General features: G+C 55.3%; 21 protein-coding genes. 10 read left to right on the top strand and 11 right to left on the bottom strand.

What is annotated here, in order from left to right; genetic code table 11:
- Nucleotides 1-115 precede the first annotated feature (115 nt).
- Nucleotides 116-1,762 (top strand): Na+/H+ antiporter, encoded by a 1,647-nt coding sequence (locus tag C5523_RS25225; protein ID WP_108702187.1) that lies wholly within the window; start codon nt 116-118, stop codon nt 1,760-1,762.
- Nucleotides 1,763-1,962: 200 nt separating this feature from the next.
- On the opposite strand, the gene C5523_RS25220 is transcribed toward C5523_RS25225, so the two are convergent.
- The gene (locus C5523_RS25220) at nt 1,963-2,883 is read right to left on the bottom strand and encodes a LysR family transcriptional regulator (protein ID WP_039077889.1); all 921 of its coding nucleotides are present in this window, start codon (nt 2,881-2,883) and stop codon (nt 1,963-1,965) included.
- 103 nt (nt 2,884-2,986) lie between these two features.
- Here C5523_RS25220 and C5523_RS25215 point away from each other — a divergent pair, with 103 nt between their 5' ends.
- A complete protein-coding gene (locus C5523_RS25215) occupies nt 2,987-3,397 on the top strand; it encodes a CidA/LrgA family protein (protein ID WP_103245048.1) in 411 nt (136 codons plus the stop codon).
- The gene (locus C5523_RS25210) at nt 3,390-4,079 is read left to right on the top strand and encodes an LrgB family protein (RefSeq protein WP_039077887.1); all 690 of its coding nucleotides are present in this window, start codon (nt 3,390-3,392) and stop codon (nt 4,077-4,079) included. The genes C5523_RS25215 and C5523_RS25210 overlap by 8 nt, the downstream gene beginning before the upstream one ends.
- Here C5523_RS25210 and C5523_RS25205 read toward each other — a convergent pair.
- Nucleotides 4,076-5,374, bottom strand: coding sequence for a Gfo/Idh/MocA family protein (locus C5523_RS25205; RefSeq protein ID WP_107223964.1), 1,299 nt, complete (start codon nt 5,372-5,374; stop codon nt 4,076-4,078). The two genes, C5523_RS25210 and C5523_RS25205, sit on opposite strands and share 4 nt — an antisense overlap.
- Nucleotides 5,375-5,421: 47 nt before the next feature.
- Between C5523_RS25205 and C5523_RS25200 the strand changes: the two genes are divergently transcribed.
- Nucleotides 5,422-6,987: a hypothetical protein gene (locus C5523_RS25200; protein ID WP_039077885.1), complete on the top strand. Its 1,566-nt coding sequence runs from the start codon at nt 5,422-5,424 to the stop codon at nt 6,985-6,987.
- A 72-nt stretch (nt 6,988-7,059) separates the two neighbouring features.
- Nucleotides 7,060-7,209: a hypothetical protein gene (locus C5523_RS27535; RefSeq protein WP_165159383.1), complete on the top strand. Its 150-nt coding sequence runs from the start codon at nt 7,060-7,062 to the stop codon at nt 7,207-7,209.
- Here C5523_RS27535 and actP read toward each other — a convergent pair.
- The 3 genes from actP to acs form a co-directional block, all read right to left on the bottom strand.
- Entirely contained in the window at nt 7,206-8,855 is a 1,650-nt protein-coding gene (actP, locus tag C5523_RS25195) for a cation/acetate symporter ActP (RefSeq protein ID WP_039077884.1), read from the bottom strand. The two genes, C5523_RS27535 and actP, sit on opposite strands and share 4 nt — an antisense overlap.
- Nucleotides 8,852-9,166 carry a DUF485 domain-containing protein gene (locus tag C5523_RS25190; RefSeq protein WP_039077883.1) on the bottom strand — a complete coding sequence of 105 codons (315 nt, stop codon included), beginning with the start codon at nt 9,164-9,166 and terminating at the stop codon, nt 8,852-8,854. The genes actP and C5523_RS25190 overlap by 4 nt, the downstream gene beginning before the upstream one ends.
- A gap of 132 nt (nt 9,167-9,298) precedes the next feature.
- Nucleotides 9,299-11,257, bottom strand: coding sequence for an acetate--CoA ligase (gene acs, locus C5523_RS25185; RefSeq protein ID WP_039077882.1), 1,959 nt, complete (start codon nt 11,255-11,257; stop codon nt 9,299-9,301).
- Nucleotides 11,258-11,670: 413 nt separating this feature from the next.
- On the opposite strand from acs, the gene gltP reads away from it, so the two are divergent.
- Nucleotides 11,671-12,984: a glutamate/aspartate:proton symporter GltP gene (gene gltP / locus C5523_RS25175; protein WP_039077881.1), complete on the top strand. Its 1,314-nt coding sequence runs from the start codon at nt 11,671-11,673 to the stop codon at nt 12,982-12,984.
- A gap of 41 nt (nt 12,985-13,025) precedes the next feature.
- Here gltP and C5523_RS25170 read toward each other — a convergent pair whose 3' ends face one another.
- Nucleotides 13,026-13,796, bottom strand: coding sequence for a DeoR/GlpR family DNA-binding transcription regulator (locus C5523_RS25170; protein ID WP_108702186.1), 771 nt, complete (start codon nt 13,794-13,796; stop codon nt 13,026-13,028).
- 105 nt (nt 13,797-13,901) lie between these two features.
- Between C5523_RS25170 and C5523_RS25165 the strand changes: the two genes are divergently transcribed.
- The 3 genes from C5523_RS25165 (at nt 13,902) to C5523_RS25155 (ending at nt 15,421) form a co-directional block, all read left to right on the top strand.
- Nucleotides 13,902-14,288, top strand: coding sequence for a VOC family protein (locus C5523_RS25165; RefSeq protein ID WP_108702185.1), 387 nt, complete (start codon nt 13,902-13,904; stop codon nt 14,286-14,288).
- Nucleotides 14,289-14,447: 159 nt separating this feature from the next.
- Entirely contained in the window at nt 14,448-14,924 is a 477-nt protein-coding gene (locus C5523_RS25160) for a hypothetical protein (RefSeq protein WP_039077878.1), read from the top strand.
- Complete coding sequence (locus C5523_RS25155; protein ID WP_108702184.1) at nt 14,924-15,421, top strand: hypothetical protein; 498 nt, start codon at nt 14,924-14,926, stop codon at nt 15,419-15,421. The genes C5523_RS25160 and C5523_RS25155 overlap by 1 nt, the downstream gene beginning before the upstream one ends.
- A 75-nt stretch (nt 15,422-15,496) precedes the next feature.
- Here the strand turns inward: C5523_RS25155 and fdhF are convergent, their stop codons facing one another.
- Nucleotides 15,497-17,644, bottom strand: a complete 2,148-nt coding sequence (fdhF, locus tag C5523_RS25150; protein ID WP_108702183.1) for a formate dehydrogenase subunit alpha — start codon at nt 17,642-17,644, stop codon at nt 15,497-15,499.
- Nucleotides 17,645-17,913: 269 nt separating this feature from the next.
- Here fdhF and C5523_RS25145 point away from each other — a divergent pair, with 269 nt between their 5' ends.
- Nucleotides 17,914-18,645, top strand: coding sequence for a response regulator transcription factor (locus C5523_RS25145; protein ID WP_108702182.1), 732 nt, complete (start codon nt 17,914-17,916; stop codon nt 18,643-18,645).
- A gap of 5 nt (nt 18,646-18,650) precedes the next feature.
- Here C5523_RS25145 and C5523_RS25140 read toward each other — a convergent pair whose 3' ends face one another.
- The 4 genes from C5523_RS25140 to C5523_RS25125 form a co-directional block, all read right to left on the bottom strand.
- Nucleotides 18,651-19,658 carry a carbohydrate kinase family protein gene (locus C5523_RS25140; RefSeq protein WP_107223969.1) on the bottom strand — a complete coding sequence of 336 codons (1,008 nt, stop codon included), beginning with the start codon at nt 19,656-19,658 and terminating at the stop codon, nt 18,651-18,653.
- A complete protein-coding gene (locus tag C5523_RS25135; RefSeq protein WP_039077872.1) occupies nt 19,655-20,515 on the bottom strand; it encodes a ketose 1,6-bisphosphate aldolase in 861 nt (286 codons plus the stop codon). Before C5523_RS25135 ends, C5523_RS25140 begins: the two co-directional genes overlap by 4 nt.
- Before the next feature lie 10 nt (nt 20,516-20,525).
- A complete protein-coding gene (locus tag C5523_RS25130) occupies nt 20,526-21,212 on the bottom strand; it encodes a D-lyxose/D-mannose family sugar isomerase (protein WP_039077871.1) in 687 nt (228 codons plus the stop codon).
- A gap of 262 nt (nt 21,213-21,474) precedes the next feature.
- The gene (locus C5523_RS25125) at nt 21,475-22,416 is read right to left on the bottom strand and encodes an ABC transporter substrate-binding protein (protein WP_039077870.1); all 942 of its coding nucleotides are present in this window, start codon (nt 22,414-22,416) and stop codon (nt 21,475-21,477) included.
- Nucleotides 22,417-22,432: the final 16 nt, after the last annotated feature.

The raw sequence follows: 22,432 nt of genomic DNA, 5'->3' as shown, positions 1-22,432 counted from the left end.
TGGCTCAGGCCGCCCGTTTTCATTTTTTGCGCACATCCTGTTTCCTTTGCGTTAAGCTGAATGTTCTATCATCAAGGCATGACGCCTTAATAAAAACATCGCAAACAGGGAACGCATGGAAATCTTTTTTACCATTCTCATCATGACCTTAGTGGTTTCGCTTTCGGGCGTGGTCACGCGAGTAATACCATTTCAGATCCCACTTCCTCTTATGCAAATCGCCATTGGCGCGCTACTGGCTTTCCCCACGTTCGGGTTGCATGTGGAGTTCGATCCGGAGCTGTTCCTCGTCCTGTTTATTCCGCCATTGCTGTTTGCCGATGGCTGGAAAACGCCCACGCGCGAATTTCTTGAACATGGCCGGGAGATCTTTGGCCTGGCGCTGGCGCTGGTGGTAGTCACCGTCGTCGGGATCGGTTTTCTGATTTACTGGCTGGTTCCGGGCATTCCTCTGGTGCCGGCTTTTGCCCTGGCGGCAGTGCTGTCGCCCACCGATGCGGTGGCGCTGTCTGGCATTGTGGGTGAAGGGCGTATTCCGAAGAAAATCATGGGGATTTTACAGGGCGAAGCGTTGATGAACGACGCATCCGGTCTGGTCTCGCTCAAATTCGCCGTGTCGGTAGCGATGGGTACGATGGTGTTTACCATTGGCGGCGCGACGGTTGAATTTTTGAAGGTGGCGATTGGCGGCATTTTCGCCGGGTTTGTGGTGAGCTGGCTGTACGGTCGTTCACTGCGTTTTCTGAGTCGCTGGGGGGGTGATGAGCCCGCTACACAAATCGTGCTGCTGTTCCTGTTGCCGTTCGCTTCTTATCTGATTGCGGAACACATTGGCTTTTCCGGTATCCTCGCCGCGGTGGCCGCCGGTATGACGATTACCCGCTCCGGCGTGATGCGCACCGCGCCGCTCGCTATGCGTCTGCGTGCCAACAGCACCTGGGCGATGCTGGAGTTTGTCTTTAACGGCATGGTGTTCCTGCTGTTAGGCCTGCAACTGCCGGGCATTCTCGAATCGTCGCTGGCAGCAGCAGCAGCCGATCCGAATGTGGAAACCTGGATGCTGTTTACCGATATCGTGCTGATTTACTGCGCGCTGATGCTGGTACGTTTTGGCTGGCTGTGGACGATGAAAAGATTCAGCGTGCGCTTTTTGCACAAAAAACCGATGGAGTTCGGTTCCTGGAGTACGCGTGAGCTGCTGATTGCCACCTTCGCAGGTGTGCGTGGTGCGATTACGCTGGCCGGTGTGCTGTCTATTCCGCTGTTTTTACCTGATGGCATCGGTTTCCCGGCACGTTATGAGCTGGTGTTCCTTGCCGCCGGGGTGATTCTGTTCTCGCTGTTTGTTGGCGTTGTGGCGCTGCCGTCTCTGTTGCAGCATATTGAAGTGCGTGACCATTCCCAGCAGTACAATGAAGAACGACAGGCGCGGGCGACGATTGCCGAGGTAGCGATTGTCGCGATTCAGAAAATGGAAGAGCGTATGGCGGCCGATGCGGAAGAGAATATCGACAACCAACTGCTCACCGAAGTGAGTTCCAGGGTGATTGGTAATCTGCGTCGTCGTGCGGATGGGCGTAATAACGCAGAAAGCTCGCTGCTGGAAGAGAACCTTGAACGCCGTTTCCGCCTGGCAGCCCTGCGTGCGGAACGCGCCGAGCTTTACCATCTGCGCGCGACACGGCAAATCAGCAATGAGACGTTACAGAAGATGCTGCACGATCTTGATTTGATGGAAGCGCTGTTAATCGAGAAAAAGTAAGTTTCCTCTCCCTTATCCCCACAAAAATGCGAGCACGAACGGTCCCCTCTCCTCTTTGAGGAGAGGGCCAGGGTGAGGGGGAAAATGCGGCTCTGATGGTCATTCCGTTCACCTTATTCTCCTCGCCCCAAAGGGGAGAAGACAATGGATTATGCTCGCTGTGGCTATAGCATTCACTTATCGGGGCATTCCCGGTCTGATTACTTCTTTCCTTCGCCCAGCGGCACATCCGCAATATCCATATTCACCCAGAACCCTTCACAGCATTGCAGCCAGGCTTGTGCACTGCGGGAAAGATAGCTTCCTTCACGCCAAATCATCCCCAGATGCCAGCGTAAATCACTCTCCAGCGGAACCCAGCGCAGCGTCTGTTTATCCAGGCGCTGGCAAATGGGCTCCGGTAAAATCGCGATCCCTACGCCGGCCTGTACCATCGCAGCCAGGAAATCCCACTGCCCGCTACGCACGGCAATCCGCGGCTTCACGCCATGGTCGTTAAAGAGCTGCATAAGCTGGCGGCTGAGGGCGAAATCTTCGTTATAGATGAGCAGCGGGTGCCCGGCCAACTGTTCAGGTGTTATGGACTGAATATTGAGCCAGTCGCCGGAGCGCGGCACCAGCACACAGAGCGGATGGCTGAATAGCGGCAGGGTAGAAAGGCCGCTATCCTCCTCGACGGGCAGGGCGGTCATCGCCAGATCCAGTTCGCCATTGGTGACCGCCTGCTGGACCGTCAGGCCGCCAAACTCGGAAATTTTCAGCTCAACGCCGGGATAGCGCTGGCGAAACAGGCCTATCGGCCCGGCCATCAGCATTCCGACCATCGGGGGGATGCCGAGGCGCAGCAGCCCTTTATTTAAGTGGTTGATATCACCAAGTTCTGCCTCAAGCTGGCGAAACTCAGCAAGGATAGCCAGCCCGCGCTCGAACACCACGCGCCCGGTATCGGTGAGAAGTAATTTGCGCCCATCACGAATGAGTAGCGTGCAGTTCAGCTCATCTTCAAGATTTTTCAACATCTTACTGATTGTTGGCTGGGTGACGAACAACCGTTCCGCTGCGCGAGTGAAACTTTGCTGACGCACCACTTCCACAAAATAGCGCAGCGTTCTGATGTCCATAATTATTCCTTTAAACTATGCCTGCGATGAGTTTAATTCATTTCAGTATGGAGTAGCGGCTCCCTATACTGTGCTCTCTGTCTCATTTCCGCGAGAATTATCTATGGATATGGCGTTAGGTCGTATTACGCCTGCCATTGTGCGTCGACTGCAGGTGCCGGTTCAGGTTGTTATCTATGCCGGGCTGTTTATCGTGGCGCAATATCTGGTGCAGTGGCTGCATCTTCCCCTTCCCGCTAACCTGGTTGGCATGATCCTGATGCTGGCGCTGATTGTCTGTCGCGTGGTTCCCCTGAGTTGGGTGAGGGCCGGCGCGCGCTGGCTACTGGCCGAAATGTTACTGTTCTTTGTGCCTGCCGTTGTCGCCGTGGTGAATTACACTCAGCTTTTGATGGTGGACGGCTGGCGTATTTTTGCCGTGATTGCCCTGAGTACCCTGATGGTGCTGGGGGCCACAGCCTGGGTGGTTGATAAGGTTTATCGCTTCGAAATCAGCAGGCTGAATCATGAATGATTTTGCCCTGAGCGTGCTCTGCCTGGTCATGACGCTGGTTATCTATTTTCTCAATAAGCGCCTGTACCGCCGGTTCCATAAACTCCCGTTAATGCCGCTAGTCTTCACCCCGATATTACTGGTGCTGATCCTGGTGTTCGGGCATATCTCCTGGCAGCGTTATATCGGTGAATCTCACTGGCTGCTTTGGCTGTTAGGGCCAGCGACCATCGCCTTTGCCGTACCGGTGTATGACAACCTCGCGGTGATTCGTCGCCACTGGATGTCGCTTTCCGCGGGCGTTATCACCGCAACGGTGGTCGCCGTAACCAGCTCGGTCTGGCTGGCGCGTCTCTTTACCCTGCCGGATGACATTCAGCGCAGCCTGGCGGTGCGTTCGGTGACGACGCCGTTTGCGCTGGCGGCGGCAGGGCCATTGGGCGGACAGCCGGATCTGGTCGCTTTGTTTGTGGTGATTACCGGGGTATTCGGCATGGCGGTGGGGGATGTGCTCTTTTTGCGCCTCTCCATTCGCGAAGGAATGGCAAAAGGCGCTGGGTTTGGTGCGGCGTCTCACGGCGCGGGAACCGCCCGCTCCTACGAGCTGGGCCAGCAGGAAGGCGTCGTTGCCAGCCTGGTGATGATGCTCTCTGGCGTGGTGACGGTATTGGCCGCGCCGCTGGTGGCGCGGCTACTGTTTTAGCCCTGTTTTTTCAAACGCGATACCAGTTCGAACTCACGGAAATTGACCGGGCGCTGTTGCTGCATGGAAATATTGCCCGCGATGCCCGTCAGGATCGACATTGCCCCGGCACGGTGATCGGCGGCACGCCTGAGCGGATCGTTACCCGGCGTGCCGAACAGATCGGCAAGCATCGCGTTATCACCGCCGCCGTGGCCGCCTTCGCCGAGGGTAAAACTGGCCTCCCAGGGGGCGGCAAACATCGGAAAGACAGTAATATTGCAGGACTCCAGACTTCCCTCGTTTGCGCGCTCGCCCCCGGCGTTCACATACGATTTTTCGACGATTTTCATCTCCAGTCGGCCTTCGCTGCCGTTAAATACCACATTCAGCCCTTCCCAGGGCAAATACGTATTCAGCGAATAGCTAAGCTGGCACTGGTTCTGGTATTTCACCAGCACCGAAAGGGTATCTTCGATGGTGATACCATCGCTGAATACGCTCTGATCGCGCCAGTAGTTATCTTCATGCTCCGCGTCCAGATAGAGCGCCTTAAGCTGCGGATTGTCCGCCATGTGCAGCGCAAACGGGTCTTCTGTGGCCGTCGCATAGCCGTGGGCGCGTGGATAGAACCCGGTCACGCCCCGTTTTTCCGCGTTCTCTTTGCCGTAAAAACGCAGACTGCCTTCGGCGTAGACGCGCTCCGGGTAGCTATCGAGCCAGAAGTTCATTAAGTCGAAGTGGTGGGTGGATTTGTGGACCAGCAAACCGCCGCTGTTGCGTTTTTCCCGGTGCCAGCGGCGAAAATAATCGGCGCCGTGCTCGGTGTTGAGCAGCCATTCGAAGTGGACGGAGTAAACCTCGCCAATGGTGCCGTTCATCAGCAGTTCGCGCACTTTGCTGTGGTGCGGCGCATAGCGGTAATTAAACGCCACGCGAACGGTGTGCCCGGTCTCTTCAATGGCATCGAGAATACGGAGCGCCCGTTTTTCATCAATGGTCATCGGCTTTTCAGTGATCACATCGCAGCCCGCTTTCAGCGCCCGTACGATATAGTCGTCATGGGTGCGGTCCATGGTGGTGACGATAATAATGTCCGGACGCGTCTCGCGGATCATCGCCTCGAATTGCGCGGCTTTCCAGGTGGATACCGGAGCCGCGCCTTCGTTTTTTAATAATGTATTGGCGTAATTCATTCGCGTCTGGTTGGTATCGCAAAACGCCACCAGTTGCGCATTGTCTTTCCACTGACCGCCGATCGCAGAAATATATAATCCGGCGCGCCCACCTGTGCCGACCAGGGCATATTTTTTCATACTATCCTCAATTATTATCTGTGAGAGTAAATGACCTGGATGAAGTCATGAAACGTATTGCCCATCAATTAATGGAACTCAACAGCACCTTTATCTGGCACTGGCCATGGTTGATGCAAGGTGTTGAAAGCGCTAAGCAACACGGCTTTACAGGCATCATTCTTCATCAGCAGGAGTTATTTTCACTGCTGGCAACGCCCTCGCCATTGAGTCAGAAATTGAATGTGGAAAATCTCATTCATCAACAGCACTACGCGTTGCACTATTTAAAACGGGTGAACCAGTATCTGGCGGCGAATAATTTGTCTTTTTGGTTGCAGGGGGAGGCCGCGCCCGCTGACGATATTATTAAGCGTAAATTCCCGGAGTTTGCTTTCGACGATAAAAGCACGCCGGATTTCTGGAACCACTTTTATTCCACAACGCTGGCGCCGTTATTAAACGAATTGCCCCATCTGAGCGGTATCATTCTTAGCCTGACGACCCCGTCTTTTCAGACGGTAGAGTGGCAAAAAAGTCTGCGTCAGGTCTGGCGGCAATTGCGCGGCGCCGGAAAAAAACTGATCCTGCGCGACTTTATTGATGACTCCTGGCCGCGCCAGCAGTTGTCGGGCGTACTGGCAACGCTGCCTCATGACGTTCGCGCCTCGATCAAAGCCACGGAACTCGATTACCACCCCGGTTTTGCCAATCACCCGCATATCGTCACCCTGCCGGATCATAAAAAATGGATCGAATACGATCTCTTTGGCATCGGTTACGGCTGGACAGCGCTGCCGTGCTGGCTTGCCGATGAAATCAGCGGACGGCTGAGCTGGGCCATCGGCGCGACGGACAACAGCGTGGAAGCCATTACCTGCCGGGTAAGCTGGCAGTGGCTACCGGACAGCCGCGTCATGGATTCGGTCAATGCCATCAATCTGCTGGGCCTGGCGGCGGCCAATCAGACGCAGGGCCACGTTTTTGACGACTGGGTCGAACAGCATGGGCTGCGCTTTCGTCAGCCGCAGGATAAAACCCGCCTTGCCGCATTATTCCATTCCAGCTACGACTGGCTGTGTAAAACCCCTAATCTGCTGGGGCGACGCCTGCATTACCAAAGCCAGATCCCGGAAAGCCTGGCGCAGGCGCAACAACTGCTGCATATGGACACGCGCAGCGCCAACTGGCTGCAGGCATATCAGCCGCTGATGCCACCGGACGATCGTGACCTGGGCGGCGAACAGCGCCAGCTTATTGCGTTGGAAAAGCAAAACGCCTGTTTCCTGGCGGCCAATGCCGTACAAACCCTGCGCGAGCTGCTGCCGCGAATCACCTGCCCGGATGATTCGATGGAGACGTTACTGGCCGCCTGGCGCAATGCGGATATCTATAGCCAGATGTTCAGCCGGGTCACAGAGGTCGTTACCGATGTGCTGTGGCGCGATCATTATGGCGACGATGCCCTGCCTGCCAGAGCACTCGAAAAGCATCAGCAATCTCTGCTGCGCTACGCCGATACGCTCGCCGCCTGGGTGAACAACCCGCCACCCGGTAGCCCGCTCTTTCTGCCGTTGCTACTGAGCCCCCAGCGTCTGGCGGCCTTTGCCGATAGTCTGGAGACGTCGCTGTGAAATAAGCATAAAGGGGCGCCGTCGGGCTGTCGTGTACCCGTCGACGACCTGCGTGTCGGGAAAGGGCAGGAGATGCAAAAGCGTGATGTTGCTTACAAAGCAGGGGAAATGTTTGTGACAGGGATCGGCTTTTTGGCGGCAAAGAAGGTGATGTCTGTCACCTGTGGCGGGAAAAACTGTGATATTGCCCCGGTCATGGCTGACCGGGGCAGAGGGGCTTAGTGGGCGCGGCCCTGTGCGATGCCGACACCCGTTTGTGAACGGATGAACTGCGCACGGAACTGCTCACGCTCGCGAATACCTTCTTGCGTATTGTCGGTAATCGAGAAAATCCAGATACCGATAAAGGCTACGGCGATAGAGAACAGCGCCGGGTATTCATACGGGAAAATCGCCTGCGCGTGGCCGAGGATTTGTACCCAAATGGTCGGGCCGAGGACCATCAGAATCACCGCCGTCAGCAGGCCCAGCCAGCCGCCAATCATTGCGCCACGGGTGGTCAGTTTTGACCAGTACATGGAGAGCAGAATGATGGGGAAGTTGCAGCTCGCCGCGATGGAGAACGCCAGCCCCACCATAAAGGCAATATTCTGCTTCTCAAACAGAATACCCAGCAGAATAGCGACCACACCGAGCACCAGTACGGTGATTTTCGAGACTTTCAGCTCCTGACGTTCGGTGGCGTCTTTACGAATGACGTTAGCGTACAGGTCATGAGAGACCGCCGATGCGCCGGCAAGCGTCAGCCCGGCAACCACCGCCAGGATGGTGGCGAAAGCCACAGCGGAGATAAAGCCGAGGAACAGGTTGCCGCCGACCGCATCCGCCAGGTGCACCGCCGCCATGTTATTGCCGCCAATCAGCGCGCCCGCCGCATCTTTAAAGGCCGGGTTTGCCCCAACCAGCATGATGGCGCCGAAGCCAATGATAAAGGTCAGAATGTAGAAATAACCCATAAAACCCGTGGCGTAGAACACGCTCTTACGGGCTTCACGCGCATCTGACACCGTGAAGAAACGCATCAGAATATGCGGCAAACCTGCCGTACCAAACATCAGCCCCAGGCCCAAAGACAGTGCGGAGATCGGATCTTTAACCAGACCACCCGGACGCATAATGGCTTCCCCTTTCGGGTGGACCGCCATCGCTTCGCTAAACAGGCTATTGAAGCTAAAGCCGACATGCTTCATCACCATAAAGGCCATAAAGCTTGCGCCGAACAGTAGCAACACGGCTTTGATGATCTGCACCCAGGTGGTGGCGAGCATACCGCCGAAGAGAACATAGAGCACCATCAGCACGCCGACCAGCACGACCGCAACGTGGTAGTTGAGGCCGAACAGTAACTGAATAAGCTTACCTGCACCGACCATCTGGGCTATCAGATAGAGCGCCACCACCACCAGCGAACCGCAGGCGGAGAGGGTGCGAATCGGCCCCTGTTTGAGGCGATACGAGGCGACGTCGGCAAAGGTGTAACGCCCCAGATTGCGCAGACGTTCGGCAATCAGGAACAGAATAATTGGCCAGCCGACGAGGAAGCCCAGCGAGTAAATCAGCCCGTCGTAGCCGGAGGTGTAAACCAGCGCAGAGATCCCGAGGAACGATGCGGCTGACATAAAGTCACCGGCAATCGCCAGGCCATTCTGGAAGCCCGTAATATTACCGCCTGCCGTGTAGTAATCGTTACGCGAACGCACCCGTTTTGACGCCCAGTAAGTGATATAGAGCGTCAGCGCCACGAAGATCAGGAACATGATGATCGCCTGCCAGTTGGTTGGCTGGCGTTGGACCGCGCCGGTAATGGCATCGGCGGCGTTGGCCGTAAAAGGCAGTGTGGCGGCGAGCGCCGTCAGAACACGCTTCATGATGCTTTTACCTCTTGCAGAACGGTTTTTGTCAGACGATCAAACTCGCCATTTGCCCGCCAGACGTACACGCCGGTCAGCAAAAACGAAATCACAATCACACCAATGCCAATCGGAATACCCCGCGTGACGCTGCTGCCCGCCGAGATCGGCGTACCGAGCCAGCCTGGCGCAAAGGCGATCAGCAGAATAAAACCGACATAGATAATCAGCATGATGATGGAAAGAATGAAGGCAAACCGTTGCCGCTTTTCGACGAGCTCCCTGTAATGCGCATTGTTTTCTATCCGTTGATAAATGGTGTCATTCATCACAGAACTCTCCAGAGGTAAGGTAGGGTTTGTTGTTATTCCCTCTCCCTTGAGGGAGAGGGTTAGGGTGAGGGGGTGGTTTGCGATGCCCTCACCCCGACCCTCTCCCACGGGGAGAGGGGGAATGCGAGGTTACGATGGCATGGTGATGGCCTGCTTCTCTTCGAGCAGTTTCTCCACGACACCCGGATCCGCGAGGGTTGAGGTATCGCCGAAATTGCTGGTATCCCCGGCGGCAATTTTGCGCAGAATACGGCGCATGATTTTGCCGGAACGGGTTTTGGGCAGAGAGTCGGTCCAGTGCAGGACATCCGGCGTTGCCAGCGGGCCAATCTCTTTACGTACCCAGTTGCGCACCTCGGTATAGAGCGCGGGGGTCGGCTCTTCACCGTGGTTCAGGGTGACGTAAGCGTAGATGGCCTGGCCTTTAATATTGTGTGGAATGCCCACCACCGCGGCTTCGGCGATTTTTGGGTGGGAGACCAGCGCCGATTCAATCTCCGCGGTCCCCAGTCGGTGGCCGGAAACGTTCAGCACGTCGTCCACGCGGCCGGTTATCCAGTAATAGCCATCTTCATCGCGGCGCGCGCCATCGCCACTAAAGTACATGTTCTTGAAGGTTGAGAAGTAGGTCTGCTCAAAACGCTCGTGGTCGCCAAACAGGGTACGCGCCTGGCCCGGCCAGGAGTCGGTAATCACCAGGTTGCCCTCGGTGGCTCCTTCCAGTGGATGACCTTCGTTATCCACCAGCGCAGGCTGCACGCCAAAGAACGGACGGGTCGCGGAACCCGCTTTGAGCTGTATCGCACCCGGTAGCGGGGTGATCATAAAGCCCCCGGTTTCGGTCTGCCACCAGGTGTCCATGACCGGGCATTTTTCGTTGCCGATTTTCTTCCAGTACCACTCCCAGGCTTCCGGGTTTATGGGCTCACCGACGGAACCGAGAATACGCAGCGAAGAGCGGTCCGTACCGTCAATCGCTTTGTCACCTTCCGCCATCAGCGCACGGATAGCCGTGGGCGCGGTATAGAGAATATTGACCTTGTGTTTGTCCACAACCTGGCTCATACGCGCTGGCGTCGGCCAGTTCGGCACCCCTTCGAACATCAGGGTAATCGCGCCGCAGGCCAGTGGTCCGTACAGCAGGTAGCTGTGGCCGGTGACCCAGCCGACATCGGCGGTGCACCAGTAGACGTCGCCGTCGTGATAATCGAAGACATACTTAAAGGTGGTGGCTGCATAAACCAGATAGCCGCCGGTGGTGTGCAGTACGCCTTTAGGCTTGCCTGTAGAACCGGAGGTATAGAGGATAAACAGCGGGTCTTCGGCATTGACTTCAACCGGCTGGTGTTGCGGGCTGGCATTGGCGGTGAGGGCGTCCCACCACAGGTCGCGCCCTTCGTGCCAGTCGATGTTGCCGCCGGTACGTTTAAGTACCACGACGTGCTCAACGGTTTTTACATTCGGGTTTTTCAGCGCGTCATCGACGTTCTTTTTCAACGGGATATTACGCCCGGCACGTACGCCTTCATCGGCGGTGATCACCAGCCTGGAGCTGGAGTCCACAATACGTCCGGCAACGGCTTCCGGCGAGAAGCCACCGAAAATGACCGAGTGGACGGCACCGATACGCGCACAGGCCAGCATCGCGACTGCGGCTTCCGGAACCATGGGCATATAGATAGCCACCACGTCGCCTTTTTTAATGCCCAGGTCTGTCAGTACATTGGCAAAACGGCAGACATCTGTATGCAACTGGCGATAGGTAATATGTTTACTTTGGCTGGCGTCGTCGCCTTCCCAAATGATGGCGGTTTGGTCGCCACGTTCGGCAAGATGGCGGTCAAGACAGTTGGCCGCAAGGTTCAGCGTGCCGTCTTCGTACCATTTAATGGAGACATTACCCGGGGCGAAGGAAGTGTTTTTCACTTTCTGATAGGGTTTAATCCAGTCAAGGATTTTGCCTTGCTCGCCCCAGAAGGTGTCAGGGTCGGTGATGGATTGCTGATATTTAGCCTCGTACTGCTCCGGATTGATCAGGCAACGTTCCGCAATATTTGCGGGAATATCGTGTTTATGGATTTGGCTCATGGCTTTTGCTCTCCTTGTAGGATGTTAATAATATGTCAAATAAACGTTAATTATAGGGGCTTTGCCTGGTTTGTTTATTATTTGCGCTATAGATCACGCATTGACTGAACAGTATGAAAACTGAACAAATGAATCTTTGAAGGAAAATAATTGCCGGAATTAATTATCTAAAAATGGCTGAAAAAAAGTTTTTTCATAACAAATGGTTATGTATGATAAATGGCATAAAAAAGCGTTTTTATGCATAAATTCAGTCAATACCCCTTCTGGTAAAGGGTTGCGCCCTACACCCTGCAAATGGTACTGATAATGCGCGTTAAAAAACCCCGCAAGAGCGTGTGACGCTAACCATACCCTTTCCGTATGAGTCGTTCCCCACCGGGAAGGTCGCTTCATTGAGGATGTCTCGAGTTATGAAAAATTTGAAAGTCAGCCTGGCCTGGCAGATTCTGCTGGCCCTGGTGCTGGGTATTCTTCTGGGCAGTTACTTGCATTATCACAGCGACAGCCGCGAATGGCTGATTGCGAATCTCCTGTCTCCGGCAGGCGATATCTTTATTCATTTGATCAAAATGATTGTTGTGCCGATTGTTATCTCCACGCTGGTGGTGGGTATTGCCGGTGTGGGTGATGCGAAACAATTGGGGCGTATTGGCGCCAAGACCATTATTTATTTCGAAGTGATCACCACGGTGGCCATTGTGCTGGGTATTACGCTGGCGAATGTCTTCCAGCCGGGGTCGGGCATTGATATGTCACAACTCGCGGCGGTGGATATTTCGAAATATCAGAGCACCACGGCAGAAGTGCAAAGCCACGCGCATGGCTTGATGAACACGATTTTGTCTCTGGTGCCGACCAACATCGTGTCTTCGATGGCGAAGGGCGAAATGCTGCCGATTATTTTCTTCTCGGTACTGTTTGGCCTGGGGCTCTCTTCACTGCCTGCCACGCACCGCGAACCGCTGGTTACGGTGTTCCGTTCTATCTCTGAAACCATGTTCAAAGTGACCCATATGGTGATGCGTTACGCGCCGGTCGGCGTATTTGCGCTGATCTCCGTAACGGTCGCGAACTTCGGTTTTGCGTCCCTGTGGCCGCTGGCGAAACTGGTGGTGCTGGTTTACTTTGCGGTGCTGTTCTTTGCGCTGGTGGTGCTGGGACTGGTGGCGCGGATGTGCAAACTCAGTATCTGGACGCTCATCCGCATTCTGAAAGATGAGCTGATCCTGGCCTACTCCACTGCAAGCTCTGAAAGTGTGCTGCCGCGTATCATTGAGAAGATGGAAGCCTATGGCGCGCCAGCATCCATCACCAGCTTCGTGGTACCGACCGGTTACTCCTTTAACCTCGACGGCTCTACGCTGTACCAGAGTATTGCTGCCATCTTTATTGCACAGCTTTACGGTATCGACCTGTCGCTGGGCCAGGAGATCATTCTGGTGCTGACGCTGATGGTTACCTCTAAAGGTATTGCCGGTGTGCCGGGCGTTTCGTTCGTGGTGTTGCTGGCAACGCTGGGCAGTGTGGGCATTCCGCTGGAAGGTCTGGCCTTTATTGCCGGTGTTGACCGTATCCTTGATATGGCGCGTACCGCCCTGAACGTTGTGGGTAATGCGCTGGCGGTACTGGTTATCGCCAAGTGGGAACACAAGTTTGACCGTAAAAAAGCCGCGGCTTACGAGCGTGAAATGCTCGGCAAGTTCGACAAGACGGCCGATCTGTAATCGTCACGCCGCCTTCCGTCCGGGAGGCGGCGCTTCTTGTTTCAGGCCGTAATAACGGTAATCTGTTGTTCCTTTAATACGGTACGCAGTGCATCGCTGATATTTGCTTCAATGATTATCACATCAAGCGCCTGAGGCCGTGCCACAACATAGCGTGCCACGCCGGGCAGTTTATCTGCCGTCAGGGCAACAACCGTCTGGTTACTCTGTTTCAGCACCGCTTTTTTAAATTCGCAGTCGGCAAAATCAAACCCTGTTAGCCCAACATCCGGGTCCATAGCGCAACCGCCAATAAACACCTGATCGAATAACATCTCCTGAATCTGCGCAACGGCACCACTGCCAACGCAGCCTCCCGTGGCCTGATGAATCTGCCCGCCCAGAAGGATCACTTCGCTGTGCGAGCGTTTCATGAGGTCGACGGCGATTTCGGGTGAGTTCGTCACCGCTGTGATGCGGATATCCGCAGGCAGGGCTCTGGCGATGGCCAGATTCGTCGTACCGGCATCAATGAAAATACAGGTGTCTGGCTTCACCAGCGCTGCGCATTGCTGCGCGATCTTGTCCTTTTCTGCACTGTTTTTCACTTTGCGACTGTGAAAATTCCCGGCTTCCGGCAACTGCAGTACCGCGCCACCATAGACCTTTTTGCACACGCCTGAATGACTAAGCTCTTGTAAATCCCTGCGAATAGTATGTTCAGATACCTGCATCTGGCTGGCCAGTTCTGCACAGACAACGCGTCCGTTTTCCTGCAAAAGCTGGCGAATACGTGCTTGTCGCTGTTGCGGAAAAGCTGCATAATCGAGCATAAAGCCTCTTTATTGAAATGTCATCGAGCAATAATGAGCATGATCCAGCATTATGAACCGCCTTGTCAATGCGGCTACCGGGTATAACCACTGTGGAGATAAAAGATGAAAATTGCACACGTCGCGCTCTGGACGCGCAACCTGGATGCGCAGGTCGCTTTCTGGCAGGAAGTGTTCGGCGGGCAGAGCAACGAACGCTATCTCAGTAAAAACCGTCCTGGCTTCGCCTCGCACTTCATTTCCCTGAGCGAGGGGCCGACCATTGAACTGATGGCCTTGCCTGAGCTTGATGATGCGCCGGCTAACCCGGAGTTTGTCGGCTGGGCGCATATCGCGATTACCGTTGGCGGTACCCATGAGGTGGACGCGATGGCGCAAAAAGCACAGGCAAACGGGTGTTTGCTAAGCCCGGCGAGATGGACCGGCGATGGGTTTTATGAAGCGGTGATTGCCGACCCGGACGGTAATCGCATTGAGCTGGTTGCGGCGTAATCTCCCTTACCGGGCCATATAATATATGTACGTCGACTGTCGCCTCCTAAATTGCGGGGCGATTTTTTTATAGCAGATTAAGTAATTGTAGCCATAATACGTCTGTCGCGGATATTAGTACGCGTTTAACGTTACCCTGATGATACGGAGAGTTCAGGAATGTCAGACTTTTATCTACATGAAGGCAATCGCTATATTGTTAAAAATCAAAAGGGATTGAAAATAGCCCTGGCGATCGCGTTTGCTGCGATGGGCGTTTATGCCTATTTCAAACATGAATCATCACTGCGCGGTATTATTGTCGCGCTCGTTTTATTTGCCATTGCCGGCGTGATGCTGGCGACGCTGCGCATCAAGATGGTATTTGATTTAGATAAACGCATTTTTTATATCCAGAACGGCGGCGGCAAAACGACATACAACCAGTCGTTGGATAATTTCGCCGGGCTTGAGTTGATTCGCCAGTACCGCTTTTTTGGCCTTATTCGTAACAGTATTGTCAATGTGGTCTTTAACGTTGACGGTAAAACCTCGAAAATGCCGATAAGGCAGTTTGGCCCCGGCCAGAAAGCGCCGCAGGCTATGATGGAAGAGACGGAAGCCTTTCTGGGTATCAGCCCGCGAGGAGATGCCTGATGCCAGCCCCTTTGCTGGTAGAGTTGACCGACCGGCGGCTGGTCTATCGTCCGTGGAAGGTCGGTAGCGCACTGGTATTTGTCGCGGCCGGTATTGCCCTGCTGGTCGGCACGTTTATTTGGACGCAAATGAACGACAGGACACTGCAATCCGTCATCGTGTTTCTGCTTTTCGGCGCCGTTCTGACGGGGTACGGGCTTATCTACACCTTAAAGAATGCGGAAGTGCTTATTTTTGATGTCGCCACCGGGCGGATAACGAAGAAAGCTCCCTTTCTGCCGGAAAAAGATCTCAGCCGTTTTAATGAGATCTACTCCATTTCGCGCGTCGGCGAAATGCGGACATTTCATTATGCCCTGAGCCGTAAGAGCGAGCACGGCGGCGGTAATATTGCCATTTCTGACGATTTTTTAAGTGAAAAACGCGAGCCTGAACGCACTGCGTTTGAAGAGAATATTTTGCCTGTTATTTCAAGGCTGCTTAATTTAAAACCATAATCATTTAATGGTTATGTCATAAATAACAAAATAAAACGGGGTGCGATAATCACACCCCGTTTTTTTACGCCGCTATTAGCCCAGTGCGCTTTCGCGCAGACGCGATTTCAGTTTGTTGTACTCGTCGATCACATACTGCTCGGCAGCACGCTGGTCGGGAATACGTTCCACATTCACCGCGCAGTACTTGTACTCTGGCGTTTTGGTAATCGGACTCAGGTTCTCCGTCACCAGCTCGTTACAGGCACCAATCCACCACTGGTAGGTCATGTACACCGCGCCTTTATTCGGGCGTTCACTGACCTGCGCACGAGTGATAATCCGGCCTTTACGCGAGTTCACCCACACCAGCGCTTCATCTTCAATACCGAGGCGCGCGGCATCGGCGGTGTTGATTTGCGCGTAGCCGGGTTCATCTGCCAGTGCCGACAGCGCCGCACAGTTGCCGGTCATCGAACGGCAAGAGTAGTGGCCCACTTCACGCACGGTAGAGAGCACCATCGGGAACTCGTCGTTGAGTTTGTCGATTGGCGCGACCCAGTCGCAGGTGAAGAACTTCGCCAGCCCGGTATCGGTGTCGAACTTCTCTTTGAAGAGATACGACGTCCCCTGGTCGGCATCCGATGTATCGCGACACGGCCACTGAATGTAGCCCAGCTCACCCATTTTCTCGTAGGTGGCGCCGTAGAAATCCGGGCAGAGATGACGCAATTCGTCCCAGATTTCCTGCGTGTTGTTGTAATGCATCGGGTAGCCCATACGGGTGGCAATCTCACTGATAATCTGCCAGTCCGTTTTCAGATCCCACTTCGGTTCTACCGCTTTAAAGAAGCGCTGGAAGCCACGGTCAGCCGCCGTGAACACACCTTCGTGCTCACCCCAGGAGGTGGATGGCAATATGACGTCCGCCGCCGACGCGGTTTTGGTCATAAAGATATCCTGCACGATGACCAGTTCCAGATCCTCAAACGCTTTACGCACGGCGGAGAGTTCTGCGTCGGTCTGCAGCGGATCTTCCCCCATGATGTACGCGGCGCGCACTTCGCCATGTGCCGCGCGGTGCGGCAGTTCGCTGATGCGATAACCGGTATGCGCGGGCAGCTCGGCCACACCCCAGGCTTTCGCGAATTTATCGCGGTGAGCCTGTTCTTTGACGAACTGGTAGCCCGGGAAGGTATCCGGCAGCGCACCCATATCGCAGGCGCCCTGGACGTTGTTCTGCCCACGTACCGGGTTCACCCCAACATGCGGTTTACCCAGGTTGCCCGTCAGCATGGCGAGACTGGTCAGTGAACGTACCGTCTCTACGCCCTGATAGAACTGGGTTACGCCCATGCCCCACAGGATGGTGGCGTTTTTCGCACCGGCATACATGCGGGCGGCTTTACGGATATCCGCAGCGCACACGCCTGTGATTTCTTCCACCGACTCCGGCGTATAGCCTTCGACGATTTTTTTGTACCCTTCAAAACCCTGTGTACGCGAGGCCACGAACGCCTGGTCGTACAGGTTTTCTTCAATAATCACATGCCCGAGTGCGTTTAACAGCGCGATGTTCGAGCCGTTTTTCAACGCAACGTGCATATCAGCAATGCGCGCGGTTTCGATTTTGCGCGGATCGCAGACGATGATTTTTGCCCCGTTCTGTTTCGCCCGAATCACGTGGTTAGCGACGATAGGATGCGAATCCGCCGGGTTATAGCCAAAGATAAACACGAGATCCGTGTTATCGATTTCGTTAATGGCATTACTCATTGCGCCATTGCCGACCGACTGGTGCAGACCTGCAACCGATGGGCCGTGTCAGACGCGTGCGCAGCAGTCCACGTTATTGGTACCAATAACGGCGCGCGCAAATTTTTGCATTATGTAGTTGGTTTCGTTCCCCGTACCGCGGGACGAGCCGGTTGTCTGAATCGCATCCGGGCCATACTTCTCTTTAATGGCGCTCAGGCGAGTGGCAACGTAATCCAGGGCTTCATCCCAGGAGACGGCTTCCAGTTTGCCGCCACGCTGGCGACGGATCATTGGGGTTTTCAGACGAGGCGTAAGGATCTGTGTATCATTAATAAAATCCCAGCCATAGTAGCCTTTCAGACACAGGGTACCCTGGTTGGTCTTTCCTTGCGCAGCCTCCGCCCGAACGATTTTTCCGTTATCCACCACCAGGTTAATCTTGCAACCTGAGGCGCAATACGGACAAACCGTGACGACTTTTTTCATCGCTATCGCTCCAGTTAAGAAAGATCGCGCTTTGCGCGCTCACTCGACCCATTATGCATCTTCTATGCCATGCTTCTTTTGTGGGTATTGCCTGATTTTACGTCCGAATTTTGGTCAAAATACTGACGAAGGGCAGGCCATCGTCAAATTTGACGTGACGAAGGCGAGGGGATGTGACCGCGATTATAAAAACAGCATTAATTCACCGCCTTTATGGTTCCGCCAAATAAAATAAAGCAACGAATCACTTTTCCTGACGGATGCGGACAATGAAACCTGCGATTCTGGTAGTGGATGACGATGTGGCGGTCTGCGAACTGCTCAGGGATGTGTTGAGCGAACACGTCTTTACGGTACACGTGTGTCATAACGGGCTGGATGCGATTGCCGCGGCAGCACGGCATCCTGAAATTGCGCTGGTGTTGCTCGATATGGTCCTGCCGGACATCAACGGCCTGAAGGTGCTTACCCAACTGCAGAAACAACGCCCTGAGCTGCCGGTGATTATGCTCACGGGGCTGGGCAGTGAATCGGATGTGGTAGTGGGGCTGGAAATGGGGGCTGATGACTATATTGGCAAACCCTTTACCCCACGGGTGCTGGTGGCGCGGGTGAAGGCGGTGATGCGCCGCACGGGCGCGTTGGCGGCGGATGTGCAGACGATGAAAATGGCCGGGTATGCCTTTAATGGCTGGCATCTTGATCCCGCACGCTGCCAGCTTAGCGACCCCCGTCGGCAAACCGTTGATTTAACCCAGGGGGAATACAGCCTGCTGCTGGCGCTGGTACAAAACGCGCGTCGTGTACTTAGCCGTGAGCAACTGCTGGAATTGACCCACAGTGAAAGCATTGAAGTATTTGACCGCACTATCGATGTATTGATCATGCGCCTGCGCCGCAAAATTGAGATCAACCCGCATCAACCCGCGTTAATCAAAACAATACGCGGGCTGGGCTATGTTTTTGCGGCGGATGTCGTACACAGCGAACAGGCGGCGTAGCGGCGCTACGGCGCGCCGTCGATCTCTTGTTTTAATTCTTCCAGCGATTTCGCCCCGTCGATGGCGTTCGCGCAAAGCAGGCTTGCCCGGGCGCAGGCGTGGGCCAGTTGAATGCTTTGCGCCAGCGGCCAGTGTTCGTGGCAGCCGTAGAGCAGCCCGGCGCAAAACGCATCTCCCGCACCGACGCTACCGATGATCTCCTCCTGCGTGAGCATCTGGGTGGCTATCCACTGACCCTCGCGGCCTGGTTCCTCGCCCCATGCCCCCTCCGGGCAGTGGATCACCACGCGCTGGCGTACCCCGGCGGCGAGCAACTGCGAGGCGGCCGTGGCGATGTTGGCGATATGCGGCGAATCGTCAGGCAGGCGCATCTCCAGCCCGCTAAATTCTCCCGCTTCCATCTCGTTGATGACCAGATAATCCAGATACGGCAGGCAGGGCATCACCAGCGGCTGATAACGCGGATCGCCCTTGCGGGAGACCAGATCGAGCGACGTTTCGTAACCCTGCTCGCGCATCTGTGCCAGCAGGCGGGCGCTGCGGGTACCAAACTCCTCATCCGGCAGGTCAAGGCTGTCGAGCAGCAACAAATAGCCGAGATGGAAGATTTTCATGGTCTGGTCCAGGCTGTTGAATGCCGGGAGATCCAGAAGACGGTTGGCGCCGGGGGAGTGGAAGAAGGTGCGTTGGCCAGTTGGATCGGTCATGACCTGCGACATGGAAGTCGGGGCAGAATTGGTGCGCTGCACATGCTGGCGATTGACATGATACTGGTCGAGCATCGCCATAATGTAATCCCCGTCGCTGTCTTCACCGACCAGCCCCACCGCCTGAAGCGGCATGCCCGTGCGCATTTTGGCCAGCGTCAGCAGGACATTGAGCGGCGCTCCACCGGTAGAACGCTCGCTTTGCGTGATCTCCGCTAACCAGCCACGCTCCGGCCATTGCACAATCTGGTGCACATGATCGACCAGCATATTTCCGGCGGCGATAACTCCTTTTCTTTCCATCAGAGTTGCCCCGCGCTGCCAAAGACGCGCATCTGCCCGGCAACGGTGTCGGTGATGGCCTCTTCCACGCTCAGCAAGAGCTGGGCGAATTCGTCGTAGAGAGGTTGGCGGTTGGCCATGCGTGCTTCAATGGTGTCCAGCGCCGCTTGCGACATCCCGGTATAGAAATTGATTTTATGGATGCCAAGTCCGATAGCGCGCCGGAAATCCGCGTCACTGATGCCGGAACCGCCGTGGAGCACCAGCGGCAGGCCGGTTTGCTGGCGAATCGCCTCCAGGCGAGCAAAGTCGAGCTTCGGTTCCCCTTTGTATTTACCATGGGCGTTACCAATGGCGACGGCGAGGGTGTCGATACCGGTACGGTCGACAAAATCACGCGCTTTGGCGGGGTCGGTAAACCAGGCTTCATCCGCATGACCATACAATGCGCCACCTTCATCGCCGCCAACGGCCCCGAGTTCAGCCTCCACCGAGACGCCCACCGCATGGCACATCTTTACCACTTCCCGCGTCTGGCGAATATTCTCTTCATATTCCAGCGTAGAGCCATCAAACATCACCGAAGTAAAGCCCAGCCTTAAGGCGCGCACCACGGATTCAAAATGCAGGCCGTGATCGAGGTTAAGCACCACCGGAATGTCATGGTGGGCGGCTTCGTATTTTACCGCTTCCACCAGAGATTCGAGGGAGACATATTTGAAGTGCACCTCGGCGATATTGATGATGAAAGGCGAACGCTCCTGTCTCGCCGCAGCATACAGCGCGCGTAAAAAGTGGGAGTCGAGCACGTTGAACGCGCCCAGCGCGTAGTGATGTTCACGGGCGTGCGCCAAACCCTGGGCAAGCGAAATCAAAGCCATCGTATTCTCCTTAGCTCAGAAACAGACCATATTCGTTACACAGCACTAGCTGCGCGGGTTCGTCTTCCAGAATGTCGTTAAAGCGATCTACCGGGTGCAGGAAGTGGTTGTCATGTTCGTCATCGTTGACCGACGACACTTCGCCGACCAGCACATCGCCGAAACCGGATTCGCCCCAAAAGCTGTGGTACAGACCGGGCGGCAGGCAAATGCTTTCCCCTGGTGAGAGGCGTAACTGGCTGCCCGCTGAATGTGTCTGGAGACAACCGTCGATAACCACGCTCACGTCGGTATACGTCGTCTCTTCATGCGCGCCGGCGTTCCACAGCTCGATAATCAGATTGCCGCCGCCACGGTTAATAATGTCTTCGCGTTTGCGCCAGTGAAAATGCATGGGTGTGACCTGCCCGTCGCGCACGTGCATGATTTTTTCCGCATAGCATTTGGCGTAAGGGGTGCCATTTGGCGAACCATTGCGCAGGGTGAAAAGGGTGAGCCCCTGGGTGTAAAAATTATCACCGCCGAAAGCGGTGACATCCCAACCCAGCTTTAAGTCGAAGACTTCGCGCCAGCTATCGTGATCAAGTTGATGCCATTTGGTTGGGGGAAAACTGGCGAAGGGCGGCAAGTGGACGTCGTGCATGGAAAAGAATTGCCGGGTATGGCCGAGGATTTCATTGATTTCGGAGCGTTTCATGACTATCTCCTGATGGCATTTGAGCGCGTTGTGCCCCTCACCCTAACCCTCTCCCCACAGGGGCGAGGGGATGGTTTGCTCCCTCTCCCCACAGGGTGAGGGGATGGTTTGCTCCCTCTCCCCACAGGGTGAGGGGATGGTTTGCTCCCTCTCCCCACAGGGGTGAGGGGATGGTTTGCTCCCTCTCCCCACAGGGGCGAGGGGATGGTTTACTCCCTCTCCCCTATGGGGAGAGGGCAGGGGTGAGGGGAAAAATCCGCACTTACTTAACCGTCCAGCCCTTATAGGTACTGACGTTTTTCTTGTCGATCATCGTCACCGGGATCAGCACAGGCTCTTTCGGCGCGGGTTTCCCCTGCAGAATGTCATAGCCGATTTCCACCGCTTTGGCCGCCATTACCTGGGGATCTTGCGCCGGGGTCGCGACAAACAGCGAGTTCTCGCGTTTCAGCGCCTCTTCACCGTCCGGGCTGCCGTCAACGCCAACGATAAAGAACTCGTTACGTTGTGCCTGTTTAGCAGCCAGATCGGCGCCGATCGCCGTTGGGTCGTTAATCGCAAACACACCGTCGATCTTCGGATTCGCGGCCAGCAGCGAGGTCATCACTTCCAGACCCCCTTCGCGGCTGCCTTTGGCGTTCTGGTTAGACGACAGCACTTTGATATCCGGGTGGCGCTTGAATTCGGTCTGGCAGCCTTCCACACGGTTCTGTACCGCAGAGACCGGCGGTCCGTTGATGATGACCACATTGCCTTTGCCTTTCAGACGGTCGGTAATGTACTTACAGGCCATCTCTCCGGCCTGGGTGTTATCCGAGGTAATGGTGGCATCTGCCCCTTCCGCCGCAACGTCAACGGCGACCACGACGATACCGGCATCTTTCGCGCGTTTGACCGCAGGCCCAATGCCTTTCGAGTCCGCGGCGTTGAGGATAATCATGTCCACTTTGGCGGCGATAAAGTTATCGATTTGCGCCACCTGTTGGCCAAGGTCGTAGCCGCTGGAAACCAGCGTTACTTTCACCTTATCGCCCGCCAGTTTACGCGCTTCCAGCTCCGCCCCTTTGGTGATTTGCACGAAGAACGGGTTGGCAAGGTCGCCTACCGTTACCCCGATCGATTTCAGTTCTTTGGCCTGCGCAAATGGCGCTGCGGCAAGCAGTGCGCCAGCACAGAGCGCGGTGACTAACGGCTTCAAACGCATATTCTTTCCTCACGTA

The sequence above is a fragment of the Phytobacter sp. SCO41 genome, assembly GCF_003073275.1.
GTDB lineage: Bacteria > Pseudomonadota > Gammaproteobacteria > Enterobacterales > Enterobacteriaceae > Phytobacter > Phytobacter diazotrophicus.
Note: the sequence above shows the minus strand (reverse complement) of the source record. Positions and strands in the feature narration are given on the sequence as shown.

Excerpts from the sequence above, each read along its gene's own strand:
- C5523_RS25225 (WP_108702187.1), top strand. The coding sequence starts at position 116 with ATGGAAATCTTTTTTACCATTCTCATCATGACCTTAGTGGTTTCGCTT.
- C5523_RS25220 (WP_039077889.1), bottom strand. The coding sequence starts at position 2,883 with ATGGACATCAGAACGCTGCGCTATTTTGTGGAAGTGGTGCGTCAGCAA.
- C5523_RS25215 (WP_103245048.1), top strand. The coding sequence starts at position 2,987 with ATGGATATGGCGTTAGGTCGTATTACGCCTGCCATTGTGCGTCGACTG.
- C5523_RS25210 (WP_039077887.1), top strand. The coding sequence starts at position 3,390 with ATGAATGATTTTGCCCTGAGCGTGCTCTGCCTGGTCATGACGCTGGTT.
- C5523_RS25205 (WP_107223964.1), bottom strand. The coding sequence starts at position 5,374 with ATGAAAAAATATGCCCTGGTCGGCACAGGTGGGCGCGCCGGATTATAT.
- C5523_RS25200 (WP_039077885.1), top strand. The coding sequence starts at position 5,422 with ATGAAACGTATTGCCCATCAATTAATGGAACTCAACAGCACCTTTATC.
- C5523_RS27535 (WP_165159383.1), top strand. The coding sequence starts at position 7,060 with ATGCAAAAGCGTGATGTTGCTTACAAAGCAGGGGAAATGTTTGTGACA.
- actP (WP_039077884.1), bottom strand. The coding sequence starts at position 8,855 with ATGAAGCGTGTTCTGACGGCGCTCGCCGCCACACTGCCTTTTACGGCC.
- C5523_RS25190 (WP_039077883.1), bottom strand. The coding sequence starts at position 9,166 with ATGAATGACACCATTTATCAACGGATAGAAAACAATGCGCATTACAGG.
- acs (WP_039077882.1), bottom strand. The coding sequence starts at position 11,257 with ATGAGCCAAATCCATAAACACGATATTCCCGCAAATATTGCGGAACGT.
- gltP (WP_039077881.1), top strand. The coding sequence starts at position 11,671 with ATGAAAAATTTGAAAGTCAGCCTGGCCTGGCAGATTCTGCTGGCCCTG.
- C5523_RS25170 (WP_108702186.1), bottom strand. The coding sequence starts at position 13,796 with ATGCTCGATTATGCAGCTTTTCCGCAACAGCGACAAGCACGTATTCGC.
- C5523_RS25165 (WP_108702185.1), top strand. The coding sequence starts at position 13,902 with ATGAAAATTGCACACGTCGCGCTCTGGACGCGCAACCTGGATGCGCAG.
- C5523_RS25160 (WP_039077878.1), top strand. The coding sequence starts at position 14,448 with ATGTCAGACTTTTATCTACATGAAGGCAATCGCTATATTGTTAAAAAT.
- C5523_RS25155 (WP_108702184.1), top strand. The coding sequence starts at position 14,924 with ATGCCAGCCCCTTTGCTGGTAGAGTTGACCGACCGGCGGCTGGTCTAT.
- C5523_RS25145 (WP_108702182.1), top strand. The coding sequence starts at position 17,914 with ATGAAACCTGCGATTCTGGTAGTGGATGACGATGTGGCGGTCTGCGAA.
- C5523_RS25135 (WP_039077872.1), bottom strand. The coding sequence starts at position 20,515 with ATGGCTTTGATTTCGCTTGCCCAGGGTTTGGCGCACGCCCGTGAACAT.
- C5523_RS25130 (WP_039077871.1), bottom strand. The coding sequence starts at position 21,212 with ATGAAACGCTCCGAAATCAATGAAATCCTCGGCCATACCCGGCAATTC.
- C5523_RS25125 (WP_039077870.1), bottom strand. The coding sequence starts at position 22,416 with ATGCGTTTGAAGCCGTTAGTCACCGCGCTCTGTGCTGGCGCACTGCTT.